Annotated in this window: 19 protein-coding genes; 11 read left to right on the forward strand and 8 right to left on the reverse strand. The window is 54.0% G+C overall.

The window, feature by feature from the left end; genetic code table 11:
* Window positions 1-20: 20 nt before the first annotated feature.
* Both J4864_RS01310 and J4864_RS01315 read right to left on the reverse strand, forming a co-directional pair.
* Complete coding sequence (locus J4864_RS01310; protein ID WP_211814325.1) at window positions 21-2,009, reverse strand: peptidase U32 family protein; 1,989 nt, start codon at window positions 2,007-2,009, stop codon at window positions 21-23.
* Between the two features lie 116 nt (window positions 2,010-2,125).
* A complete protein-coding gene (locus J4864_RS01315) occupies window positions 2,126-3,019 on the reverse strand; it encodes a homoserine O-succinyltransferase (RefSeq protein WP_211814326.1) in 894 nt (297 codons plus the stop codon).
* Window positions 3,020-3,331: 312 nt separating this feature from the next.
* Between J4864_RS01315 and J4864_RS01320 the strand changes: the two genes are divergently transcribed.
* On the forward strand, window positions 3,332-3,919 hold the full coding sequence (locus tag J4864_RS01320) for a LysE family translocator (protein ID WP_211814327.1): 588 nt from the start codon (window positions 3,332-3,334) through the stop codon (window positions 3,917-3,919).
* Between the two features lie 559 nt (window positions 3,920-4,478).
* Here J4864_RS01320 and J4864_RS01325 read toward each other — a convergent pair.
* The gene (locus tag J4864_RS01325) at window positions 4,479-5,003 is read right to left on the reverse strand and encodes a DUF805 domain-containing protein (RefSeq protein ID WP_211814328.1); all 525 of its coding nucleotides are present in this window, start codon (window positions 5,001-5,003) and stop codon (window positions 4,479-4,481) included.
* Window positions 5,004-5,038: 35 nt separating this feature from the next.
* Window positions 5,039-5,725 carry a tRNA (guanosine(37)-N1)-methyltransferase TrmD gene (gene trmD / locus J4864_RS01330; RefSeq protein ID WP_211814329.1) on the reverse strand — a complete coding sequence of 229 codons (687 nt, stop codon included), beginning with the start codon at window positions 5,723-5,725 and terminating at the stop codon, window positions 5,039-5,041.
* A gap of 97 nt (window positions 5,726-5,822) precedes the next feature.
* Between trmD and J4864_RS01335 the strand changes: the two genes are divergently transcribed.
* The 3 genes from J4864_RS01335 (at window position 5,823) to J4864_RS01345 (ending at window position 8,143) form a co-directional block, all read left to right on the forward strand.
* Window positions 5,823-6,572: a nucleoside-specific channel-forming Tsx family protein gene (locus J4864_RS01335; protein ID WP_040554742.1), complete on the forward strand. Its 750-nt coding sequence runs from the start codon at window positions 5,823-5,825 to the stop codon at window positions 6,570-6,572.
* A 241-nt stretch (window positions 6,573-6,813) separates the two neighbouring features.
* Window positions 6,814-7,158, forward strand: a complete 345-nt coding sequence (locus J4864_RS01340) for an ISAon1 family transposase N-terminal region protein (protein ID WP_007369112.1) — start codon at window positions 6,814-6,816, stop codon at window positions 7,156-7,158.
* Between the two features lies 1 nt (window position 7,159).
* A complete protein-coding gene (locus tag J4864_RS01345; protein ID WP_449579657.1) occupies window positions 7,160-8,143 on the forward strand; it encodes an ISAon1 family transposase in 984 nt (327 codons plus the stop codon).
* Window positions 8,144-8,389: 246 nt separating this feature from the next.
* On the opposite strand, the gene ligA is transcribed toward J4864_RS01345, so the two are convergent.
* Window positions 8,390-10,444 (reverse strand): NAD-dependent DNA ligase LigA, encoded by a 2,055-nt coding sequence (gene ligA, locus J4864_RS01350; RefSeq protein WP_211814331.1) that lies wholly within the window; start codon window positions 10,442-10,444, stop codon window positions 8,390-8,392.
* A 199-nt stretch (window positions 10,445-10,643) separates the two neighbouring features.
* Between ligA and nhaD the strand changes: the two genes are divergently transcribed.
* The 4 genes from nhaD to J4864_RS01370 all read left to right on the forward strand — a co-directional run bounded on the left by nhaD (window position 10,644) and on the right by J4864_RS01370 (window position 18,433).
* Window positions 10,644-12,029 carry a sodium:proton antiporter NhaD gene (nhaD, locus tag J4864_RS01355; RefSeq protein ID WP_211814332.1) on the forward strand — a complete coding sequence of 462 codons (1,386 nt, stop codon included), beginning with the start codon at window positions 10,644-10,646 and terminating at the stop codon, window positions 12,027-12,029.
* A 225-nt stretch (window positions 12,030-12,254) separates the two neighbouring features.
* Entirely contained in the window at window positions 12,255-15,995 is a 3,741-nt protein-coding gene (locus tag J4864_RS01360; protein ID WP_211814333.1) for a DUF4922 domain-containing protein, read from the forward strand.
* Between the two features lie 43 nt (window positions 15,996-16,038).
* Window positions 16,039-17,352 carry an MFS transporter gene (locus J4864_RS01365; RefSeq protein WP_211814334.1) on the forward strand — a complete coding sequence of 438 codons (1,314 nt, stop codon included), beginning with the start codon at window positions 16,039-16,041 and terminating at the stop codon, window positions 17,350-17,352.
* 178 nt (window positions 17,353-17,530) lie between these two features.
* The gene (locus J4864_RS01370) at window positions 17,531-18,433 is read left to right on the forward strand and encodes a M48 family metallopeptidase (RefSeq protein ID WP_211814335.1); all 903 of its coding nucleotides are present in this window, start codon (window positions 17,531-17,533) and stop codon (window positions 18,431-18,433) included.
* A 72-nt stretch (window positions 18,434-18,505) separates the two neighbouring features.
* Here the strand turns inward: J4864_RS01370 and J4864_RS01375 are convergent, their stop codons facing one another.
* A complete protein-coding gene (locus tag J4864_RS01375) occupies window positions 18,506-18,784 on the reverse strand; it encodes a hypothetical protein (protein WP_211814336.1) in 279 nt (92 codons plus the stop codon).
* Between the two features lie 611 nt (window positions 18,785-19,395).
* Between J4864_RS01375 and J4864_RS01380 the strand changes: the two genes are divergently transcribed.
* From J4864_RS01380 to J4864_RS01390, 3 genes are all read left to right on the forward strand, one after another.
* Window positions 19,396-19,845, forward strand: a complete 450-nt coding sequence (locus J4864_RS01380; protein WP_211814337.1) for an NfeD family protein — start codon at window positions 19,396-19,398, stop codon at window positions 19,843-19,845.
* A 94-nt stretch (window positions 19,846-19,939) separates the two neighbouring features.
* The gene (locus J4864_RS01385) at window positions 19,940-20,893 is read left to right on the forward strand and encodes an SPFH domain-containing protein (protein ID WP_040555022.1); all 954 of its coding nucleotides are present in this window, start codon (window positions 19,940-19,942) and stop codon (window positions 20,891-20,893) included.
* Complete coding sequence (locus J4864_RS01390) at window positions 20,893-22,020, forward strand: UDP-N-acetyl glucosamine 2-epimerase (RefSeq protein WP_211814338.1); 1,128 nt, start codon at window positions 20,893-20,895, stop codon at window positions 22,018-22,020. The genes J4864_RS01385 and J4864_RS01390 overlap by 1 nt, the downstream gene beginning before the upstream one ends.
* A 277-nt stretch (window positions 22,021-22,297) precedes the next feature.
* Here J4864_RS01390 and J4864_RS01395 read toward each other — a convergent pair whose 3' ends face one another.
* Together J4864_RS01395 and J4864_RS01400 are read right to left on the reverse strand one after the other, a co-directional pair.
* Window positions 22,298-22,870 (reverse strand): GNAT family N-acetyltransferase, encoded by a 573-nt coding sequence (locus J4864_RS01395; RefSeq protein WP_007368374.1) that lies wholly within the window; start codon window positions 22,868-22,870, stop codon window positions 22,298-22,300.
* Window positions 22,871-22,878: 8 nt separating this feature from the next.
* Window positions 22,879-23,481, reverse strand: coding sequence for a biopolymer transporter (locus J4864_RS01400; protein WP_246479416.1), 603 nt, complete (start codon window positions 23,479-23,481; stop codon window positions 22,879-22,881).
* Window positions 23,482-23,628 lie beyond the last annotated feature (147 nt).

Raw genomic sequence — 23,628 nt, forward strand, 5'->3', positions numbered from 1 at the left:
GGAGCGGAGAGGCGTTTCCTCTATGCCGGGTGAAGGTTCATCTGACAGTCCTTGCAGTCGAACTCCAGCCGGAAGCGACGTCTGTCGGGCAGGACAAGGAAGAGCGGCTCCCGCCACGTCGGCTGCTTTCCGCCCCGTCTGGTGCAGTAGCCGAGCGAATAGCGGATGCAATGCCGGCACTGCATGAGGAGCGGAGAATCGCCGGAGTGATCTGTCTCAAAGGCCGGATGTGCCTCCGGCAGCCCCTGCTGTGCATAAAAGCTGCGTGCGGCGGCGTTGGAGATGTTGTACAGGTAGGGGAATTTCCGGTACTGGGAGGGATTGGCCACTGCGAACAGGGATGCGTTGTCTGAACCGTCACGGGCGGAGTTCCGGCGGACGGCCATGCGCTTCATCGACCGGATATGCGCGTCGAGCCGGCCTGCCAGCATACGCCGCAGTTCGGCCAGCACGCTGCTCGGCAGGAAGAACCTGTCTGCTCCGTCCTCTATCTCCACCTCTGTACAGGTATAGACCGTATTGCCCAGTCTGGCAAGCTGGCTGACGATGTTGTCATGCTGTGGCTTCCGGGCAGACTGGAGGGAAAAGGAAGTCGATGCCTCGGCTGCCTCCTCCCCGTGCCTTATCTCGGCCTTCACCCATATGATCCCATGGCTCTCCAAGGCCTCTGTCGAGGGGACAGGGGCAGAGGTTCTGACCCCGAACCGTATTTTTATCGGAATCTTGCGCTCGGCAGTCTTTCCGCCCAGTATTCTGTCAAAAGCCTGATCCTGGTTGCGATACAGTGCCATGCCGGTTTTCAGTCCTCTTGGCATCTTGAACGGATAAAGCCGGTTGCCCACGGCCCGGTTGATGCGGAAGCCCTCCAGACGGGGGGAGGAATGACCGGGGCCGTCCATCCGTCTGCCTGCCGGTCCGTCTGTGCGTCCACCTGTCAGGAAGCACAGTCCGTCCCCATTGGCAAAGGCCGCCGTACCGGCTACATTGAAGCTGTCGCGGCGGATTTCCTTTACCATGCCGACAAATTCTCCCAATGCCTTGGGTGTGTCGGGTGAGAAGATATCCGCCTGCCGTCCTGTCAGGAAGTAGTCGGTATAGCCGCGGTTGAATGTCTTTCTCAGGTCCGGAGTGAACGCATAGCGTACATGTCCCAGGGAGGCACGGCGGAATTCGCCGGGATGTCTGCGGATGATCTCGTCAATTCGCTGACTGTAGGCCGAAACGACATTCTTCACGTAGTTGATGTCCTTCAGACGGCCTTCTATCTTGAAGGCGCACGCACCGGAACGCATGAGCCTCTCCAGGTTGTCGATCTGACACATATCCTTCAGCGACAGCAGATGACGCTGGTGTTCTATGGTTCTGCCGTTCGAGTCCACCAGATCGAAGGCCAGCCGGCAGAACTGGGCACAGGCCCCGCGGTTGGCGGACCGGTCGAAGCAATACTGCGAAGCATAGCAGATGCCGCTATAACTGACACACAGGGCGCCATGTACGAATGCTTCCAGCTCAAGTGACGGCAGCCGTCTGTGAATCTTGTTTATCTCGTCGGCAGAGAGTTCGCGGGCGAGTACGACACGGTCGAAGCCCTGCCTGACCAGCCATCCGGCCTTCTCTGCCGTGCGGGTGTCGCACTGTGTGCTGGCGTGGAGGGCTACCGTGTCCGGAACGATCTTCTTCACTTCGGTCATCAGGCCCATGTCCTGCAGAAGAAAGGCATCTGCGCCGGCATCGACGAGTTCGCGGACGAGGGAAAGCGTGTCTGCCAGTTCGTCGTCGTAGATGATCGTGTTGAGGGTGACGTGGACGGTCGCACCGTACTGATGGGCATACGTGCACAGTGTGCGGATGTCCTCTACGCTGTTGCCTGCCGACTGTCGCGCACCGAAGCGGGAAGCCCCGATATACACGGCGTCTGCCCCATGGTCGATGGCGGCGATGCCGCACGCTAAGTTCTTGGCGGGGGCAAGCAGTTCAATTGAAGTGGGGTGGTTGGATGATGGGAGCATTTGCGATGGGAGTTGAGTGATGGGAGATGAGGGTGGAGGCAAGGGAGGGGCTGTGCCGGATGTCGGCGGAGGGAGACCGTCGGGTGAGACGGAAGGGACGGCAAGGCTGCATTCCCTCAATGTCCATCCCGCAGCACCCAGTTGATCCAGTTGGAGAACAGCAGGTTGGCATGTGCGCGCCAGCTGACAAGCGGCCCGTTCTCCGGATTGTCATCACGATAATAATGCCGGGGCGCCTCCACGTCGTTCCGTCTGCCGAGATCACGGTGGTATTCCTTGTCGAGAGTGTCGGGTGCATACTCCAGGTGTCCTGTGATAAAGAAGTCACGCTTGCTGCATGACATCACGATGGACACGCCGCTCTCCGCCGACTCGGCAATTACCTCGAGGTCGTCTATCGGGTCAATGTCCTCCCGCCGTATCTCCGTATGCCGGCTCTGCGGCATTCGGAAGACATCATCAAACCCGCGGAAGATCGGCAGTCCGGGCTGCAGCGCCACGGTCGGGAAGATACCGAACATCTTCTTGGGCAGCGGATGCTTCCTGACACCGTAGAAGTGATAGAGCCCGGCCTGGGCCGCCCAGCAGATATACAGTGTCGAGGCGACGTGTCGCCGTGCCCAGTCGAAGACCGCCGTAAGCTCGTCCCAGTAGTCCACCTCCTCGAAAGGCATTCCCTCCACAGGTGCACCGGTGACGATCATCCCGTCGAAACGCTCCTTGCGCAGTTCCTCGAAGTCACGGTAAAACTTCTCCATGTGTTCTGCCGGAGTATGTCTGGGGACATGGCTCCGGAGCTTCATGAAACTGATCTCCAGCGGCAGCGGACTGTTGGACAGCAGGCGCACGAGGTCGGTCTCTGTCGTCTCCTTCAGCGGCATGAGGTTGAGCACGGCTATGCGGAGCCGTCGCTCGCTGTTCGTCTGTCCTTGTGTTCCATCCCCGAGAAAGATGTTCTCGTGTTTCAGGAGGTCGATGGCGGGAAGTCCGGCCGGTAATCTTAATGGCATATCCTGTTCCTTGACTTTGTCGTAGGCGGGTGATGTATGGGAACATCATCTGCCTCTGTTCGCTGATAACGAGATACAAAAGTAGCAATTAATAATAGACTGGACAAATCCTGCCCCTATAAAAATGTAAAGCCCACAGAACGTTTCAGAGGAACAGCGGACGGCCAGGCAGGTGTGCCGGACAGGAAAAAGATGCAGATCGCCGGGAGAAAAACATTGCAGCATGCGATTTTATTTGTAGATTTGCAGTGTCAAGACAGTCTGCCGCATCCTCTCCATGCGGGCTGTGTCCGTCAACAATATGAATGCAATATGCCGATTACGCTCCTTCCCGGTCTGCTTCTGCAGATATTGATCATTGGTTATACGCCCGGTCCTGCCAACATCTATTCTCTTGCCATGTCGCTGCAGTATGGCAGGAAGCCGTCGCTGGTGATGTGGACCGGACTGCTGGCCGGCTTTTCCATTGCCGTGTGCCTGATGGCCGTCCTGGCGCATTGGATAGGCCTCGCCTTTGCGGAATATATACCGTATCTGAAATATCCCGGGGCGGCATACATCCTGTATCTGGCGTATAAGGTGGGGAAGAGCAGGGGACAGGCGAAGGAGAAAGACAGCGATTGCAGTTTCACAAGCGGGATGATCGTCCAGATGACGAATGTCAAGATGCTGTTGTTCGACCTGACCGCGTTCGGTACGTTTGTGCTGCCTTACAGCAGCAGGCTGACCGATCTGCTTGCTGTCGGGGCCTGGCTGCTGATAGCAGGGCCGGGAGCCAATCTGCTGTGGATATTGGCAGGCAGTTACCTCCGCAGATTCTTTACGGACTACCAGCGGCAGACGGCTCTGGCCTGTGCCGTCGCACTGGCCCTGTGTGCCGTCTATATCGCCATGGCATGACCGCATGGAGCAGGAGATGGGCGATCTGCCTCCCGAAAGTTCTCCGGTTTTTTCAAAAAGCTCCTAAGCTTTCCGTGAAAAGCTCTTAAGCTTTCTCCAAAAAGCTCTTAACCTTTCTGCGAAAAGCTCCTGAGCTTTTTCTGTTGACCTGCCTGTCAGGGGAGGCTTCTCCTCAAAGCCGACAGGGAAAAGGATGTGTCTCTTTTGTCTGTGGTGCGAAGTGCCCGGACTTGTCCGTCGCTCCCTTTCATACCGGTGGATAAGGTCAGGTAAGGTTGCCGGGGGGCAGCAGGAAGCGTAACCCCGGACAGGACATTGCCCCATAGGACCTCTTAACTGGATGGAATAGATATGTCTTTCTGTACGGTATGCCAAATGGTCAGTTCAAGGCGGAACCGCCGTATGCAGGACGGCGGGCATACAGAGACCGGTAAACACGGAAACAGGAGACAGGCACCGAACACCGGTGCCTGTCTCCTGCCCGAATGAACGGGAATGTGGTGCCTGGCAGGTCAGCACACCCGCTCATGTCATCCCGTTGTCGTTTTTCCTTTCCGGCTTATTCCATGACATACTTGGTCGACTCTCCGTACTTGTTGTCTTCCGGCTTGCTGTCGAGGAGAGTGAATACGAAGATGGCGATGCCCAGTGCCCCATTGACCAGGTAAAGCAGCAAGGCAAAGATGCCTGTACTGCCCGCCATGCCGGCAGAGAGCACCCTTATCATCTTGGTCATATCCTGCGACTGTGCCGCCGTCATATAAGCATGGATGTCGATGACAGAGAGGAAGAGTACGCCTGCAGCCAGTCCGATGAGCGTCTGGCAGCCCCACCACCAGCCGCTGCGGCCGGTATCGTGCAGACGGCGGAACAGCATGGATATTCCGCCTATGGAAAGGAAGAAGGTTGCGATCCATCTGACAATCGGGATGAGGGAAAGGACGATGGAAGCGAGAAGGACGGTCAGAACACCCCACCAGTACTCTGAGCGGCGGATGCGTCCCTTGAACTGGAAACACTTCCTGAAAAAGTTCTGTGCGGCTTCAGAGAAGCCCACCTGTGGTAATTCTTTCATTTGTAACATAAAGTAGTTGTATTAGAAAATTGAAAAATAAGGGATCATCCTTCCTGCTCTTTCAGCAGGTCGGGACGGAGCCGCCGGGTACGCTCCATGGCCTGGTCGAACTCCCACTGTCTGATTTTCGCCTCGTTCCCGCTGAGCAGGATTCCGGGCACCTCCCACCCCTTGTAGCTGCGGGGACGGGTATAGATGGGGGCGGAGAGCATATCGTCCATGAAGCAGTCGGACAGTGCGCTCTGGTCGTCGCTGATGACACCCGGGACCAGCCGGACAACGGCGTCGGCAATGATGGCTGCCGGCAGTTCACCGCCTGTCAGGACGAAGTCGCCGACGGAAATCTCCCGTGTGATGAGGTGGTCGCGTACGCGCTGGTCAATGCCTTTGTAATGCCCCGCAAGAATGATGAGGTTTCCTCCCATGGAGAGGTCGTTGGCAATGCGCTGGCTGAACGGCTCGCCGTCGGGTGACGTGAAGATGACCTCGTCATAGTCGCGCTCCTTCTTCAAGGCGGTGATGCAGTTGTCAATAGGCTCGATCTGCATGACCATGCCCGCCTGTCCGCCGAACGGATAGTCGTCTACACGCCGCCATTTGTCTTTCGTATAGTCACGGAGATTGTGCAGCCGGATCTCTGCCAGTCCCTTTTTCTCTGCCCTGGCAAGGATGCTCTCGTGGACAAATCCCTCCAGCATCTCCGGCAATACGGTGATGATGTCTATTCTCATACAGCTACAAAGTTAACGATTCTTTTGTTATTACATGGACGGTTTAAGTTTTTTTTGTAACTTTGCCGTCGTTTTTAATAGTAAAATAATAAACAACATGAAAAGATTCTTTTCCCTCGCTATCCTTCTGGTAGCAGCTTTTAGCGGTGCGCAGGCACAGAATGTTCAGCTCCATTACGACCTTGGTCACAATCTCTACAACGACCTCTCATCGCGTACGACGGTGACGACGACGGTTGAGATGTTCAAGCCAGACACATGGGGTTCCACCTTCATGTTCACCGACATTGACTACAAGAACGACGGTACGATCGGCGCTTACTGGGAGATTGCCCGTGAGTTCAACCTCACGAAGAACAAGCAGTGGGCTGCCCACGTGGAATACAACGGCGGCGTAGGTTCCGGCGAAACTCCCGGGGGCTACTACGGTAACCGCTACCAGCACTCCGTGCTTCTGGGCGGCGCATGGAACTGGGCTTCAAAAGACTTCTCAAAGACGTTCAGCGTGCAGCTGATGTATAAGTATTATTTCAAGAACGGCCACACGGGCGCGCATCCTTACAACAGCTTCCAGCTGACGGAGGTGTGGGGAACAACCTTTGCGCATGGCCTCTGTACCTTCAGCGGGTTCTGTGATGTCTGGTACGATCCGGACGTGAACGGCAAGCTGATCATGGTATCTGAACCGCAGTTCTGGTTCAACCTCAACACGCTGAAAGGCATGAAGAACGTGAACCTCTCTCTGGGTTCTGAGGTGGAAATCAGCAACAACTTCGTCTGGAACGACCGCGGCGAGCACAACCGCTTCTATGCCATCCCGACGGTGGCGGCCAAGTGGACGTTCTGAAAACGTCACAAGAGGTGAATGACAAATTGCAGGATTCAGCTGGAAGACTTTTTTCCTGTAGGCAAGATAAAAGGAGACGACATGGAAGTCGTCTCCTTTTTGATTCTTCTGTCGAATACCATGCAGACAGAAGAACTTGGCTTCCTCCGATTGACAGCGAAATCCGGGTCAGTCCTAAAACCCAGTTGCAAGTCTATCCTCTTAAGCACACAATTTCATAAGTATTTATTACCTTTGCATCATGAAGAGTCACCAATTATTACGTTGCATCTTTCCAGATGTACTTGCCGACTACTTTGATGTTGTCGATATTCACGAGAGTGTTTCGCAGTTTGACTTTTGGCTTGACGAGCGTAACTTCATGGAAAAGTCAGACCATAAGTTAGGCACTGTAAGCAGTTATGGTTTTACCAGCGAGCGTGTAATTCAGGACTTTCCTCTTCGTGGCAAAGCCGTCTATCTCCATGTTCGCCGTCGCAAGTGGCGTGACAGTTCCAACGGAGAGATATTTACTTATTCATATGATGACTTGACGGCCGAGGGCAGTAAACTATCCCCCGAGTTCGTTTCTTTTTTAAAAGAATAGAATTGAGTCCACTGCAGAGAGCATCGCAAGCATCGGTGCGCACTATGGCGTAAATGGCAAGCAGTTATCCACACAGTACAAGGAACATTTCAGTGATTATCGTAGCTGGGACCAGTTGGGGCATGCTCAAGACTGGCTATTGTTTGAAGATAACATAGGTGAGAACCTAAGTATTGATGAGACCTGTCTAAGCAGTGGCGAGGTTTATACTTTTCTGACCAACAAGGCGGGAAAGGGCAGAAAAGGGACTTTGGTAGCTGTGGTTAAAGGGACCAAGGCAGAGGACGTCATCCAGGTTCTCAAGACGATAAACCTTTCTAAACGAAAGACAGTCAAGGAGATAACACTCGATTTATCATCTTCTATGATGCGCATAGCCCGCTCTGTTTTTCCAAAAGCACTTATTACCAATGACAGATTTCATGTGCAGAAACTATATTATGATGCTCTGGATGACATGCGTATCGCTTACCGATGGATGGCAAGAGATAAAGAGAATGAGGAGATAAAAGAAGCTAAAAGTAAGGGTAAGGAATATATACCATTTAGATACAGCAATGGTGACACGCGCAAGCAGTTGCTCGCCAGAGCAAAGTTCATATTGACCAAGCACAAGACCAAGTGGACTGAAACACAGAAAGGTAGGGCACAAATCATCTTTGAACATTATCCGACACTGAAAAAGGCATATGATTTGGCTATGAAACTTACCGACATTTATAACATCAAGAGCATCAAGGATGCTGCAAGGCTGAAGCTGGCAAAATGGTTTAATGAGGTTGAAGAGCTGGGAGTGGACAATTTCTACACAGTGATTGACACGTTTGAAAATCATTATCAAACCATACTCAATTTCTTTGTAAACAGAGCTACGAATGCAAATGCCGAGTCATTCAATGCTAAAGTTAAGGCATTCAGGGCACAGTTCAGAGGAGTCACAGATATTCCTTTCTTTTTATATAGACTTATGAAATTATGTGCTTAAGAGGATAGACTTGCAACTGGGTTTTAGGACTGACCCCGAAATCCTGGCATAGTCAGTCTGGATTCCGAAAGAGCCTTACTTGCAATGCAAACAAGGCCTACTTGGGCTTCAATCAGGCCTTGTTTGCGGTGCAAGTAGGCACCTTTTCAAACGCCGGATATAACAGGTTGAGAATCAAATCGGTATGATGCTCTGTCTCTGCATGTGAATTCGGGATGAGGAGGAGGTACCCGAAGACTGATTCTATCAGTCTTGGAATAATGTTTCTTCTGTCCTCTGTGCGGGTAATCCGGAGGCAGAACCCTGTGCAAAACGGGCGATGAATTCTTTTTCGGAGATGATGGGGATGGAGAGAGCCTTGGCTTTCTGGTTTTTGCCCGACGTGCTTTCTACATCATTATTGATGAGAAAGTCAGTAGACTTGGAAACCGAACCGGTGACTTTACCGCCCTGGCTTTCGATATAGGCTTTCAGCTCATTGCGGTTCTTGTAATGATGGACATCGCCCGTAATGACGAATGTCAGTTCCTGGCAGCTGCTGCCTGTCGGCGCGGATGAGGCTTGCCTGACGTTGAGTTCGGCCAGCAAGTGTTGCAGCACAGGCTGATTGCCTGCGTCTTTCATCCACCGGACAAAGCTTGCACTCTTTTCCGGTCCGATACCGGGAATGGTTGAAAACACATCATCGTCGGTACTTTCCGTAGCAGTCCTGATGAGTTCTTTCAGCGGATAGGCTGAAAGCAGACGGTTGCATACATCCTGTCCGACCAGCGGAATGTTGAGTGCGAAGAGCAGCCGGCGGGCTTCCACGCTCCTTGCCTTTTCGACGGCCGCCAGTAGTTTGCTGACACTCCTTTCTCCGAAACCGTCCAAGGTACGCAGCTGCAGAGCATGTTCGTTGAGATGGAAGAAGTCGGCATACTCGCGGATCCAGCCCAGGTTGATGAACTTCTGGACAGTCTGTTCGGACAGTCCGTCGATGTTCACCCCCTCCTTGGAAACGAAACGGCCGAACTTCCTGAGCTGTTTGGCAGGGCAGTGGTCGTTCGTGCAGTGCAGTGTCCGTGTCCCGCTGGCCTCACTCTCCACGACTTCCGTTGCCGACCGGCACACCGGACAGGTCTCCGGGACATGGAAGATACCCATCCGTTCAACGACACTGACAACCTTCGGTATGATTTTGTTTGCCTTGATGACGGCGATTTTCGTGCCCTTGCCGCCGATTCCCAGGCGTTCGCATTCAGAGACGTTGCAGAGCGAGGCACGCTTGACGGTCGTCCCCTCCAGTTCGACAGGCTGGAAAACGGCGACCGGAGAAATCGTAGATGCGGCACATGACCATTCTATGTGGTCCAGTTCCGTTTCCGCCCGCTCGTCCTGCCATTTGAAGGCGTAGCCGGCACGTGTGGCATGATGCCCTGTGACCGATCCGGTTGCGGCATAGGCCGTTTCGTCATAAGTGATGACGAGACCGTCGACGGGGTAGGGGAAGCGTTGGGGGTCAGCTGCCGGATGCCGGGTGTTGAGGGCTTGTCCGGTGACACGGGAAGACCAGCTGTCGATAACGGCTTGTATGTTCCCGGCCGTCGGCCGTGAGATGAGTTCTCTGTCTACCGGATGGAATCCCTGCCGTTCAAGCCATGCCATCCGTTCGCCCCATGAGCCGATTTCCCCCTCGGTATAGACAAGGGTGAAAGGAATCCAGTGCAGGTGGCGTTGCCTGACCTCGTTGATATCCTTCAGCGTGAGCGATCCTGATGCGAGGTTGCGGGGATTGGCATACGCTTCCTCCGACTCCATATTGAACTTCTCGAAGTCGGGGTAGCTGATGACGGCTTCTCCGCGGATGACGAGATGGCCTCTGTAGGGGATGGTCTGCAAGATGCCCTCGATGGCTCTGGAAAGATGGGTGATGTTGGTGCCGATGTGCCCGTCGCCCCGGGTGACGACTTTTGTCAGCCGTCCGTTGTCATAAGTGGCGACAAGCGTCAGGCCGTCCAGCTTCCAGGAGAGCCAGACGGGCTTTCCTTCTGCCCATCTGGCAAGGTCTTCGACCTTTTTGGTCTTTGCCAGAGACAGGGCCGGAAACTCATGTTTCTCTTTCTTTCCGGCTACATTGTCGGCCGAGACATTCTGTGTCGGGGAGTCGGGGAGGACGATGCCGGTCTGTTCTTCCAGCTTCTTGAGCCGGTCGAAGGCAGCGTCCCACTCGTAGTCGGTCATGAGCTCTTCACGGCCGTTGTAGTAAGCATCGGAGGCAGCGTTGAGCTGCTTGACAAGGCGTTGTATTTCTTTGTTCATTGTTTTTGGGGTTATGGGGGATGATAGGCGGGATGGGCGGTGATGTGGGATTCCCGCTTCCTTCCTGCCTTCTCTGCAAATATACGACAATTTGCCGAATGCGGTTGTCTTTTACTCAATTAATTTGCATTCTTTACGTCCCAACTCATTTCTTTTGCTTAACTTTGTGCCTTGGATTCAATCGAAACAATATCAATCAATGTCTACACTAACAATTGCCATTATCGTCGTCTTCATTCTGGGCTATGCGCTCATAGCGATGGAGAGTCTGACGAAGGTCAACAAGGCTGCAATCGCCCTGTTGATGTTTGTATTCTGCTGGACTCTTTACATGTTTGATCCAGCCCCGTTCGTACAGCTCATGCATCCTGATTTCAAGGGTGCGGGAGAGCAGGTCGTATCCTTCGTGAACGCTTTGATCACCGAACATCTCGGCGACACGGCCACAACGCTCTTCTTCCTGATGGGGGCGATGACTATTGTGGAGATCGTCGATCAGAACGGCGGCTTCAACTGGGTGAAGAATGTCATGCACTCCAAGTCGAAGCGGAGCCTGCTGTGGAAGATAGCCTTCATGACTTTCTTTCTTTCAGCCATTCTTGACAACCTGACGACAAGTATCGTGATGATCATGATCCTGCGCAAGCTCGTCCACGAAAGGAAAGACCGTATTGTCTATGCCTCGCTGGTGATCATTTCCGCTAACTCGGGCGGTGCCTTTTCGCCTATCGGAGACGTCACGACGATCATGCTGTGGAATGCGGGCATGATCACGGCCGGCGGTGTCATCAGTGAGATTTTCATCCCGTCTCTGGTGTCGATGCTGGTACCGGCACTTCTGCTGCAGACGGCACTGAAGGGGAATATTGGATACGACGACCTGGCGAACGACCTGACAGGCGACAGGGAAATGCTGGAGTTCACCGGTATGCAGCGCAAGGCTATCTTTGCTGTCGGCGTGGGCGGTCTCTGTCTTGTACCGCTGTTCCATTACCTCACCGACCTCCCTCCTTTCGCTGGCATTCTCCTTGTGTTGGGCATTTTGTGGACCGTGACCGAACTGTTTTACCGTAGTATTCACAGGAGAAGAGGTGACAATGTTCATTTCTCAAAGCGTGTCAGCAGTCTGCTGAGCCGCATTGATATGTCGACGATCCTCTTCTTCCTGGGTATTCTGATGGCCGTGGCCTGCCTGGAGGAAGTGGGTGTGCTGAAGGAACTCGGCGGCGGGCTGAACGCTACGTTCAGCGGCAACCATTACGCCGTGACCGGAATCATCGGCGTACTGTCATCCATTGTCGACAATGTACCGCTCGTCGCCGGAAGCATGGGTATGTATCCTGTTGCTGCTACAGGTGACATGGCGGTTGACGGAATCTTCTGGCAGCTGCTGGCTTACTGCGCCGGCGTCGGCGGATCGATGCTTATCGTCGGTTCTGCGGCAGGTGTGGTCGTCATGGGACTGGAGAAGATCACCTTCGGCTGGTACATGAAGCATATCTCATGGATTGCTTTCACGGGTTATATCATAGGCATCATTTCCTACTGGATCATCCGCTCCTACATCTTCACTACGCCGCTCTGAGGGAGCGGCGTACTGTCGGCAGGATTTGAGAGGAGGGCACAAGCCGGAATCTCGGACGGCGCGTGCCCCGTGCCGGGTGCGGCCGGTCTTGGCGAATACGAGGGTGCCGCATAAGAGCAAGGCACGAAGAGTGGGCAGGAACCCAATCCACGGAAGATCGGCGTGGAATTTTCAGGACAGGCTGATAAACCCTTGCGGTCTGTACAATAGAAAACATATAGAAAGATGAAAAAGATAGATTGTTTTGTCCCTGATGGACGTTTTGATACCATCATGTCCAATTCCGCCCAGCTGTGGCAGACCGGTGTCGTACGCCAGATACACCTTTTGGTTGAGAAGCATCTGGTGATGGAAATCGCACCGCTTCATACAGACGTACTGCGGATAGACAGGCTGTTCTCGGCGGCCACCATGCGGATGATCGCAGTCTTTTCGACCGGTGAATACACGCTGTTCTTCCTGAAGGGTTCTCCGGTGGCACTGGGTTACCATGCTGTCGAACGGATGTTGCAGGTGGCGGAGGAGACGGGTGCGGCAATGGTGTATGCCGATCATTATACGGTGGAAGACGGGAAGACCGTACCGCATCCGGTGGCGGACTATCAGCTGGGAAGCATCCGTGACGACTTCGATTTCGGGTCTGTCATCCTTCTGAAGACCGAATACCTGAAAGAATATGCGTCGAGAGAATCAACGGAAGACCATCAGTATGCCGGATGGTATGAACTCCGTCTCTTCCTGAGCCGGAAAGGGAAGCTCTTTCATCTGAATGAATACCTCTACACCGAAGTGGAAGACGACCTGCGTGCCAGCGGTGTGAGGCAGTTCGACTACGTGAACCCTCGTAACCGTGCAGTGCAGATAGAGATGGAACGTGTTGCGACCGAACATCTTTCAGCCATCGGAGCTTTGATAGACACGGCGCATTACGAGCAGCCCGACTTCTACGAAGAGCAGTTCCCGGTCAGGGCATCGGTCATCATACCTGTCTTTAACCGTGAAAAGACGGTGCATGAGGCCGTTGTGTCAGCTCTCTCACAGAAAACCGACTTCTCTTTCAATGTAATCGTCGTCGACAATCATTCGACGGACGGGACAACGGAAATACTGGAATCATTTAAAAGGGATGAACGGCTGATCCATCTCACCCCCGAACGTACCGACCTCGGGATAGGCGGATGCTGGGACTACGCTCTCCATGACGCACGCTGTGGACGCTTCGCCGTGCAGCTGGACAGTGACGACCTCTATTCTTCAGAGCAAACTTTACAGGTCATTGTCGATGCCTTTCATGAACAGAAGGCGGCGATGATCGTGGGCTCTTACCGTATGTGCGACTTCGACCTCAACACGCTTCCTCCGGGGCTGATCAGTCACAGTGAGTGGACAGCGGACAATGGTTGCAACAATGCTCTGCGTATCAACGGACTCGGTGCGCCGCGCGCCTTTTTCACTCCCTTGGCCCGCCAGCTCCGGTTCCCCAACACCAGTTACGGGGAAGACTATGCCATGGGACTGGCCTTCAGCCGCCGTTTCCGTGTCGGGAGAATCTATGATGAACTTTATCTCTGCCGCCGTTGGGGAGGAAACAGCGATGCGGCGTTGAGTGTTGATAAGGTGAATGCCAACAACCGCTATAAGGATCAGCTGCGGACGATTGAGATTCTGGCACGTCAGAAGCAGAACCGACACCGGGAAAAAGGGCTGACGGACTTCTTTCATGACCAGTTGAGCCGGTGGAAAGACGTGTCCCGGCGTTATGAGGAACTGAAGCAGGTGCAGATCCGGGAGGCCGGATCGATACGGATACAGTACAACCCGGCCCGTATGGTGAGTACGGGAGCGAAGATCGACAGGGACACACTGGCGGCGCGCCCTTGCTTCCTCTGTGCGAAGAACCGCCCGGAGGAACAGACCGTACTGCCTTTCGGGGATGATTTTGACATTCTCGTCAACCCCTTCCCGATACTCCCGGCCCACTTCACCATCGCTGCCCGCAGGCACCAGCAGCAGGCGATTGCCGGTAATTACGTACAGATACACCGTCTGCTGAGGGCTTATCCGCAGCTGATGGTATTCTATAACGGGCCGAAGTGCGGAGCCAGTGCCCCCGACCACCTGCATTTCCAGGCCGGGACAAGCGGTGTCCTGCCGCTGCAGCGTGCCTGGGAGCGGCTTCACAGGACTTCCGTTCCGCTTTTGAAGCTGAACAACAGGGAAGGGATTTACGAAATCAAGGAGTATCCCTGTCCTGCCCTTGCCATCGTGAGCCATACCGAGGCGCATGATGCTGAGCTGTTCCACTATGTGTATGACGCATTGCCTTTAAAAGGTGCGGAGACCGAACCGATGATGAACATCGTGGCCTGGCGGAAGGACAATGCGTTTATCGCAGTCGTATTCCCGCGGGAGAAGCACCGGCCCGGATGCTATTCTGCCACGGGGGAGGCGCAGTGCCTGGTCAGCCCGGGCAGCCTGGACATGGCAGGCCTGCTGATCCTGCCCCGGCAGCGTGACTTTGAACGGATGACGGAAGCGCATGCCGAGGCCGTCCTTCGAGAGGTGGCGCTGTCGGAGGAAGCGATGGCGGAAGTCGTAGGAAGGATCCGCAACACGGCCGTTGACGCCTCCTTCGGTTTTTGGAGAAGAGAGCCAGTGGTGTCGGTCGGTGTGGTAAGCGGCGAGGAAATACGCTTCCATCTGAACGGGACTTATACCTTAGGGAATATGAAGCTGCACGGCGAACATACCGTGAAGCTGTATGCCGGGAAAATCCAGTGGAGAGCCGGAGTTTATCAGGAACTTTGCTTCACTCCTGAAAACGACGACTGCTCCTTTACCTTGGAAGACGTGACAATCGGAGTGGACTTCCATTGGGAGCGTAAAGAGGCACAGACCTTCCTCGGCAGCCTGCGGATCGTCATGGACGGAGACAGAATCTGGGCTGTCAATGAGCTGCCTGTGGAGCATTATCTGGCAAGTGTCATTTCCAGCGAGATGCGTGCCACGTCGTCACTGGAGTTCCTGAAGGCGCATGCCGTTATATCCAGAAGCTGGCTGCTGGTACAGATGAGGAGGCGGAGAGCCGCCGGGATGGGGCTTGTGGATACCTCCGCACCCTGTGGTGAGGCGGCGGAAGAAGGCATCGTATGGTATGACCGTGATTCTCACAAGCTGTTTGATGTCTGTGCGGATGACCATTGCCAGCGTTATCAGGGCATCACGAAGGCGACAAGTCCGAATGTGGAAGAGGCCGTCAAGGTCACGCGCGGGCAGCTGCTGACGGACGGCGGCGAGGTCAGTGATGCCCGTTTCAGCAAGTGCTGCGGTGGTGTCACGGAGGAGTATCAGTATTGCTGGGACAATATCCGCAAGCCTTACCTGCGTTCGGTAGCCGACAACACGCCTTTAGGGGCAGCCCCTGCGGTTGATCTGACGGACGAGAAGACCGCCAGGGAGTGGATATGCTCTTCTCCGGCGGCATTCTGTCATACGGACGATGCGGCCGTCTTGCGGCAGGTTCTGAACAGCTATGACCAGGAGACACAGGACTTTTATCGCTGGACCGTGGATTATACGCAGGAAGAACTTGCCTGCCTTGTCCGGCGCAAGAGCGGTCTTGACTTCGGAGAGATCGTCGACCTCCAGCCTTTGGAGCGGGGGAAGAGCGGCCGCATCAGCCGTCTGAAGATCGTTGGAACGAAACTTACCCGCATCATCGGAAAAGAACTGGAGATAAGACGTGTGTTGAGTGAAAGCCATCTGTACAGCTCGGCATTCGTCGTGGACAGGTGTGATGTGGCGGACGGCATCCCCCGGAAGTTCCATCTTGCCGGTGCAGGATGGGGACATGGTGTCGGGCTTTGCCAGATCGGTGCTGCCGTGATGGGAGAGAAAGGGTATAAGTATGACGAGATACTGCGCCACTATTATCAGACGGCGACCCTTGAGACACGATATAAGTAGAGGATCCCGTCCCGGCATATTATATATATAAAGGTGTAATCAGATGCTCGAGGAGCAGAATATCATCAACGGAATACCCATAGAGAGCCGGTGGCGCAGCCATCGGGTCTGGCTTCCTACGCTCTATCTGACACGCGGACTTCCTTATGTGATCCTGTTCATGACCTCAATGGTCTATTTCAACAGGGCAGGACTGTCGAACGGATCCATCACGCTGACTACTTCCTGGTTCCTGCTTCCGTTCATCCTCCGACCCCTGCTGGGCAGGCTGGTTGTAGGATACGGGAACAAGCGTTTCTGGATTGTTCTGACGGAACTCGTCCTGGCATTGAGTCTCGCCGGACTGGCGGTGACCGGTCCGTCGGTCCATTGGTTTGAATGGTCGGTGCTCTTCCTGCTGACCATGGCGACTGCCGGCGCACTGCATGATGTGGCGGTCGAGAGACTCTATAAACGGGAGGCGGCCTTGCGCCATCAGGAGGTGTTCTTTGATGCCCGGGCCGCTTTCTATCTGCTCGCCATCCTCGTAGGGATGGCCGTCCCCGTTACGGTGGCGGGCAATCTGGAGGTCATCAACAGGACCATACACCCTTCCTGGCAGGCCGTCTTCTGGATGCTGTCGGCCCTGCTGTCGGTGCTGATGGTGTTCCATGCCGTTGTCCTCCCGAAGGATATCCTCCGTGCCGACCTCCCGATATGGAGCGGCGTGACGCGCCAGTGGTGGCATGATGTCAAGGCGGCCTTTGTCCGTCGCCCGCATTATGTGGCCAATCTCTGCTTCCTTTTCTGCTTCCTGATACCCGAAGGAATGTTTTTCAGGATCGTACCGCTCTTTCTGATAGACCCCGGAAGCAATGGCGGACTGGCGCTCTCCCCTCAGGAACTGGGTCTGGTGCTGGGGACGGTCGGCACTTTTTCGCTGATTGCGGGCTGTGCCGTCGGAACGAGACTGGTACGAAGAGACGGCCTGCGGAGATGGCTCTGGCTGTTTGTCATTGCCTTGACCCTGCCTAAGTTCCTTTTCGTCTACCTCAGTTATTACTTTGTTTCCACGCTTTCGATCATCAATTTCTGCATGCTGGCCGAGCAGTTCGGGACAGGAATCGGGCTGACGGCTTATTTTGTCTGGCTCGCCTATTGTACGAGGGGAGCACATTCCACGTTTACTTATTCCCTGGGAACGGCCATTACGGCCTTTTCCGTGGTCATGTCAGGATGGTTTACAGGTTTTCTCCAGGAATATGTAGGTTATCGCCGTTTCTTCCTTCTGGTGGCCTGTCTGGGCGTGGTCAGCTTTGTGGCGGCCGGTTTCGTCCCTGTTACGGATGAGGCGGGGAAGAAGGGGGAGGCTTCTTGATGGTCCGTGCGAGGGTGCATCAAGGTTTCCTTTAAGCGGCCCGGCAGGATGGGGCCGTACTGTCCGCAGGTTTCATTTCCAGGCGTTAAGCTTTTCAAAAAAGCTGTGGATTTGTTTGTATCTTACAAAAAATGTCGTACTTTCGCATACTGAAAGTTATAAAAAAACAGTAATTCGGATGAAGATCAAGTATTTGTTAATGGCAGCTGTCGTCGCTTTGATGACAGCCTGCGGAACGGCCTCAAAAGTTCCTTTGACAGGCCGGACACACCGCATCAGTGTGTCTGACGCCCAGCTTCTCAGTCTCAGCAACCAGGAATACACCAAGTTCATGGCTTCTGCCAAGCGTTCGACGGATGCAAAGAATACGGCGATGGTCCAGCGGGTAGGGCGTAATCTTGCCAATGCGGTAGAGACCTATCTTCGCAACAACGGCTATGCCAGTGAGATAAACAACTTCAAATGGGAGTTCAACCTTGTCCAGGACAAGCAGGCCAATGCGTTCTGCATGCCCGGCGGAAAGATAGTTGTCTATGAGGGACTGCTCCCTTATACGCAGAACGAGGCAAGTCTGGCTATCGTCCTGGGACATGAAATCGCACATGCTGTCGCCAAGCACAGTGCGGAGCAGCTGACAAAGCAGATGAACCAGCAGATGGGGACGAACATCCTGGGGACGGTGCTGAACTCAACGGTCGGCAGCGGAGTAGGCGACATCGCCTCGCAGGTGGCTGGCGGATACTTCTCTTTCCGCAATCTGAAATACAGCCGTGACAATGAAAGCGAAGCCGACTATATGGGGCTGATATTCGCCGCCATGGCCGGGTACGACCCTGCCAATGCGGTTACATTCTGGCAGCGTATGGCTTCGGGGAGCAGCAGCAACCGTGCCGAGGTGCTGAGCGACCACCCTTCCGATGCCCGCCGTATTGAGAATATCAAGCGGTGGCTGCCGGAAGCCGAGAAGTATTATCATGGCAGTACTGCCGGCCGTGTATCTGCTGCCGGAACGATACAGACGACAAAGACCATTTATATCGGCGGCTCTTCAAGTCCAAAGCGTTCCGGAAGACGTCGTTGAAACGGCAGCGGCCTTTTCTTCGGAACTGTTTTCAAGGCCGCCCGGAAGCCGTCCCTGCTGGTTCTTCGCCTTTCAGACGGACGCCTCCGTCTCGTTCCAGGGAGAGCACGGCGGGGGCATGGCGACTGAAGGGGGCGGTTGAAGAGACTGCATGAAAACAGGAAATTTACAGGAAGCCGCCGGTCTCAGCGCAACCGGCATGCTGCCGTTGCCTTTTAAAGAATAGGCCTTGCGGTTATCCGTCTTCTCGTCTCCGGGAAGACGGATAACCGTTTTTATTTTATACATGGATTCATGTCCTGCTGTTTGCGACTGCACGGACAATCCTTTTTTTGTAAAATGTTTTTCCATGTTTTTGTCTTTTTCTTCATCCTTTATGGCGTTTATCCGTCCGGTAACAGCCACAGGTCATACCGCAGGTCGGGTCGGGTTGCAGAGGTCCTTCGGCAAGGTCGGGGTGGTCTTGTAAGTAATTTGAAATCAGATGGATATATCATTGTGTGGGAACAGGTGTCTGATTGCCTTGCAAGTAGGCGTTGATTGGATTTCATGTAAGCACCCCTTGTACTGCAATCGGGCGTTACTTGCATCGCAGGTGACGGCAGATTGGAATCCGGGGGTTGGCGCACTTCTTTTCTGTGGTCGCCTGCGGTAAGTGAAGAGGGCGTTGCATGGATAGGGATTGTAAAATTCTTTCCATTCCTTCTGATGTGTGTCGCCGTCTGTTTTCTGAAGAGGCTGTGCGCGTGTGTGCGCAGTCTCCGGCGCAGACATATTGGCTTCCGGCTTTTATCGGGAGGGCGGAATCTCCTGTTTCCATGGTGCCCGCAATGTTTTCTGACGGAGGGGCATCGGGCTGTGTCCATTGTTTTTTATCATGCCCCTGTGCTTTTTCTCAATGAAGATTTGACAGAACCAGCTTTTATTATTATCTTTACAGACGAAATCAAATCTTTAAAACTATGATAGATTATCTGATACAAAACCTATGGCTGGCATGGCTGCTGGTAGGTATCGTATGTCTGATACTGGAACTGATGAACGGCGATTTCTTTATCATGTGCTTTGCGATCGGCGGATTCTGTTCTTCGATCTCCACGGTCTTTACGGACAGCATTGTCGTTCACGTCATCGTGTTTGCAGCCTTTGCAGTGCTGAGCATCTTCTCCGTACGTCCGATAGCCCTGAAATACCTTCACCAAGGTGCGGACAGCAGGCCGAGTAATGCTGATGCGCTGATCGGGCGTGAAGGGGAGGTGACCGATACCATCGAGGCCGGCGGATACGGCAGAGTGAAGATCGATGGCGACTCCTGGAAAGCAAAGTCTGTCGACGGTATGGAAATCAGGCGTGGACTGGTCGTCCGTGTCCTCCGTCTCGAATCGATTATAGCGACGGTTGAGCGCTGTTGACAGAGTTTACATGACAACAAACTGGAAACAAATTTAATGACCATCTGCTCTTCCCCCTTCTGACAGGGGAAGGGAAGACAAAAAACGAATGTTTATGGATATACTAACTTATGTGCTGATAGCAGTCATTGTCCTGGCGATCGTCTTTGCCAGGATGTCGATCGTCATCATCTCTCAGAGTGAGACGAGAATCATTGAACGGCTGGGTAAATATCATGCGACACTCCAGCCCGGTATCAACATCATCATCCCTTTCATTGATCATGCAAAGGATATTGTGGCCTTGCGTGCCGGCCGTTATACCTATACCAATTCCATTGACCTGCGTGAGCAGGTGTACGATTTCGACCGCCAGAATGTGATCACCAAGGATAATATCCAGATGCAGATCAATGCGCTGCTCTACTTCCAGATCATCGACCCGTTCAAGGCCGTCTACGAAATCAACAACCTCCCGAATGCCATTGAGAAGCTGACACAGACCACCTTGCGTAACATCATCGGCGAGATGGAACTCGACCAGACGCTGACCTCGCGCGATACGATCAACACCAAACTGCGTTCTGTGCTGGATGATGCCACGAACAAATGGGGCATCAAGGTGAACCGCGTCGAACTCCAGGACATCACGCCGCCTGCAAGTGTCTCACAGGCAATGGAGAAGCAGATGCAGGCGGAACGGAACAAGCGTGCCACCATCCTGACCAGTGAAGGACAGAAGCAGTCGGCTATTCTGCAGTCGGAAGGCGAGAAGCAGGCTGCCATCAACCGTGCCGAGGCCGACAAACAGCAGCAGATCCTCATAGCGGAAGGTCAGGCGCAGGCACGAATCCGCAAAGCGGAGGCAGAGGCGATTGCCATTCAGAGAATCACGGATGCGGTAGGAAAGAGCACGAACCCCGCCAGCTACCTGATTGCACAGAAATATATTCAGATGCTTTCTGAGCTCGCCAGGAGCAACAACCAGAAGACAGTCTACCTGCCGTTTGAGGCGACCGGCCTTCTGGGATCCATTGGTGGGATCAAGGATATGTTTAAAGGATCATAATGAAAAGAATCAATCTTTGTATCTTTTGCGGTGCCCGCCCTAACTTTATCAAGGTGGCACCCATCATCAGAGTACTCAACAGGCTGTCCGGAGGGAACAGCCCCAGGGAGGTCGGCTATTCGCTTGTCTATGCGGGGAGCGCAGACGACCCGACACTGGAAGACGGACTTTTTGACAGCCTTGCCATCCGGTGTCCAGATGTTTTCTTAGGTGTCGAATGTGAAAACCTGAACGAACTGACGGGACAGGTTATGTCCAAGTTCGAGCAGTATCTGCAGACGACACCGACGGATGTGGTGATTGTCGTGGATGATCTGGCTTCGACGATGGCCGCCGCCATCGTGACGAAGAAGCAGGCCATCACGCTGGCACATATCGCTGCGGGAACACGGTCGTTCGACATCACTATGCCGAAGGAAATCAACCGGCTTGTCATAGACGGCCTTTCCGACATCCTTTTCACAGCCGGATTCAGCAACAACAGCATTGCCAACAAGGAGGGGGCGGAGCTTTCCAAGGTCTACATGGTGGGGAATATTCTCATTGACAATATCCGCTATAACCGCGAGCGCATTGAGAAGATGCGGCTGACGGATATTGACGCCTTGGCCGGACTGCCGTTGAGCGAGGGGGACTATCTCGTCTTCACATTGAACCGCAAGGTGCTGCTGTCCGACCGGGACAACCTCGAGAAGATGCTCCGCGTGCTGAGTGAGACGGCAGGGGACGTGCCGGTAATCGCTCCTTTGCGCGACTCGGCTGTACAGGTCATCATGGCACTTGCCTTGAAAAAGAACATTAACCTGCACAGTCTTCACATTGTCAAACCGCTCGGGTATCTTGAATTTGCTTATCTTACGGCACATGCACGGGGAATCATCACCGATTCGGGGAATGTCGCCGAGGAAGCGACTTTCAACAATGTCCCCTGTATAACGTTGAACAGTTATACGGAACATATCGAGACGGTAAAGGTGGGAAGCAACGTGCTCGTCGGTGAAGATGCCGACCTTCTGCGTTCTGCGCTCGGCGACATGGTGTCCGGTTCTTGGAAGAAGTGCGGGATTCCTGACCGCTGGGACGGACGCTCGGCAGAACGGATCGTGCAGATTCTGTTGGAGCTCTGATTCCGGTACAGCACCATCAGCATTCACGGAGAAGGATGTACGGAACTGTCAGATCCCATGCCGCCGGTCTCTTCAGCATGCTTTCCCTTTGAGGAAAGCAGCGGGCGGTGCGGATGGAGAGGGAACAGAAAAACAGGCAATAGCCGGACGATTCAGTTCGTCCGGCTATTGCCTGTTCTGATTGGGAAAGTCCAAGGCATCCTCCTTTGCTGCATAACCCTGCCGTTGTCCAGTCATCGCTCATAGGGAAAGCCGACCTGCCTGTGGCTGTGCGCCGTCAGGCGAGCGGCTTCTGCAGGTGGTGCATCCGGTGACTTCCCCATTCGCTGTCGTTCAGATAGACGAATCCCTCCCTGCGATAGAGACTTTCAGCCTTGGGATTCCCTGTATCTACAAGCAGCCCCGTCGGGAGGTTCATCGCCTTTCCTTTCTCCGCAGTCGCATGGAGCAGTCGGCTTGCAATGCCTCTTCCCCGGAAGGACCGGTCTACACAGAGCGAGTCGACGTATAGTTCTCCGGCGGCCGTTTCGTCTGCCATATCCGAATAGTCCCGGTTGAAAGCCGACAGGCATCCCTCGATAAAAGGCAGTCGCAGCCGGTGGAGCAATGCGCCGTCGTAACTGACGCAGGCAGCTATGACCTCGCCGTTGTCTGCCACCGCGACCAGCGTGTTGCGGTATGAGTACTGCGAAGCCTCATGCCTCACGAGACGTGTCATCAGTCGGTGAAACTCCTGCAGAGTATGGCCGGGACCGGCAAACCATTGGCAACAGGCATGATTCATGGCCTCCATTATCAGCCGTGCTATCGTCTCTGCCTGTTCTTTTCTTGCCTGCTCGATCTTGATCATGGTGAGGCTTACAGCATGTCTTTCATAGCCTTCTGAGCCGCCTCACGGGTCTCTTTGGGCATTTTGTCGGTAGCGTCCTTGATGGCTTTCCTGGCAGCCTTCATCTGCTCCGGAGTAGCGGACTTGGCCGCTTCTTTGATCTTGTCTTTGGCTTTGTCCAGTCCGTCTGCTATTGCTTTCCGGTCAGATTCCGATGCTGCACCGATAGACTGGGTGATGGCCTGGATCTCCGGAGCATCGCCGGAAGCCTTCAGGGTGGACATGAGTTCGTCCCCGTTGTCAAGCATCCACTGCTGGAGAGAGGATATATATTTCTGTGCTTCTTTCGGATTCTTCCTGCTCATTTCGCCCATCTTGGACTGGGCAGATGCAAGCAGTGTGGCGACTCCTTTCCCGTCCTTGCCCTTGAGTTTCTCGTTGAGCTGTTCGATCAGCTTGTCGGCATCAGCCGATACATCTGTTTTCTTGAGGCCTGTCGCGGCAGAGTCGGTCATCGTGGAATCCGTCATTGCAGAGTCTGTTGAAGCTCCGGATGTGGTTGTCTTTCCATCTTTGCAACCTGCAAAGGTCATTGCTGCTACGGCCAGTGCCATGATAAATGCTTTTCTCATAATCGTACGTTTTGTTGAGTTTTGTTCTTTGCCGCCAAAGATAGGTATAATTCCGCTTGCTTTCATGTTCTGTTAGAAAAGTTTAACGGTTGGAACAGGAAAAACGGTGCTTTCACCTCCCTCTCGGTCTGTCTCCCATGCGGCAGG

The organism is Prevotella multiformis (assembly GCF_018127985.1).
In the GTDB taxonomy this organism is placed as follows: Bacteria; Bacteroidota; Bacteroidia; order Bacteroidales; family Bacteroidaceae; genus Prevotella; species Prevotella multiformis.

Excerpts from the sequence above, each read along its gene's own strand:
- J4864_RS01390 (WP_211814338.1), top strand. The coding sequence starts at position 20,893 with ATGAAAAGAATCAATCTTTGTATCTTTTGCGGTGCCCGCCCTAACTTT.
- J4864_RS01375 (WP_211814336.1), bottom strand. The coding sequence starts at position 18,784 with ATGGAAAAACATTTTACAAAAAAAGGATTGTCCGTGCAGTCGCAAACA.
- J4864_RS01310 (WP_211814325.1), bottom strand. The coding sequence starts at position 2,009 with ATGCTCCCATCATCCAACCACCCCACTTCAATTGAACTGCTTGCCCCC.
- J4864_RS01365 (WP_211814334.1), top strand. The coding sequence starts at position 16,039 with ATGCTCGAGGAGCAGAATATCATCAACGGAATACCCATAGAGAGCCGG.
- J4864_RS01385 (WP_040555022.1), top strand. The coding sequence starts at position 19,940 with ATGGATATACTAACTTATGTGCTGATAGCAGTCATTGTCCTGGCGATC.
- J4864_RS01400 (WP_246479416.1), bottom strand. The coding sequence starts at position 23,481 with ATGAGAAAAGCATTTATCATGGCACTGGCCGTAGCAGCAATGACCTTT.
- J4864_RS01370 (WP_211814335.1), top strand. The coding sequence starts at position 17,531 with ATGAAGATCAAGTATTTGTTAATGGCAGCTGTCGTCGCTTTGATGACA.
- J4864_RS01325 (WP_211814328.1), bottom strand. The coding sequence starts at position 5,003 with ATGTTACAAATGAAAGAATTACCACAGGTGGGCTTCTCTGAAGCCGCA.
- ligA (WP_211814331.1), bottom strand. The coding sequence starts at position 10,444 with ATGAACAAAGAAATACAACGCCTTGTCAAGCAGCTCAACGCTGCCTCC.
- J4864_RS01360 (WP_211814333.1), top strand. The coding sequence starts at position 12,255 with ATGAAAAAGATAGATTGTTTTGTCCCTGATGGACGTTTTGATACCATC.
- J4864_RS01335 (WP_040554742.1), top strand. The coding sequence starts at position 5,823 with ATGAAAAGATTCTTTTCCCTCGCTATCCTTCTGGTAGCAGCTTTTAGC.
- nhaD (WP_211814332.1), top strand. The coding sequence starts at position 10,644 with ATGTCTACACTAACAATTGCCATTATCGTCGTCTTCATTCTGGGCTAT.
- J4864_RS01315 (WP_211814326.1), bottom strand. The coding sequence starts at position 3,019 with ATGCCATTAAGATTACCGGCCGGACTTCCCGCCATCGACCTCCTGAAA.
- J4864_RS01340 (WP_007369112.1), top strand. The coding sequence starts at position 6,814 with ATGAAGAGTCACCAATTATTACGTTGCATCTTTCCAGATGTACTTGCC.
- J4864_RS01320 (WP_211814327.1), top strand. The coding sequence starts at position 3,332 with ATGCCGATTACGCTCCTTCCCGGTCTGCTTCTGCAGATATTGATCATT.
- J4864_RS01395 (WP_007368374.1), bottom strand. The coding sequence starts at position 22,870 with ATGATCAAGATCGAGCAGGCAAGAAAAGAACAGGCAGAGACGATAGCA.
- trmD (WP_211814329.1), bottom strand. The coding sequence starts at position 5,725 with ATGAGAATAGACATCATCACCGTATTGCCGGAGATGCTGGAGGGATTT.
- J4864_RS01380 (WP_211814337.1), top strand. The coding sequence starts at position 19,396 with ATGATAGATTATCTGATACAAAACCTATGGCTGGCATGGCTGCTGGTA.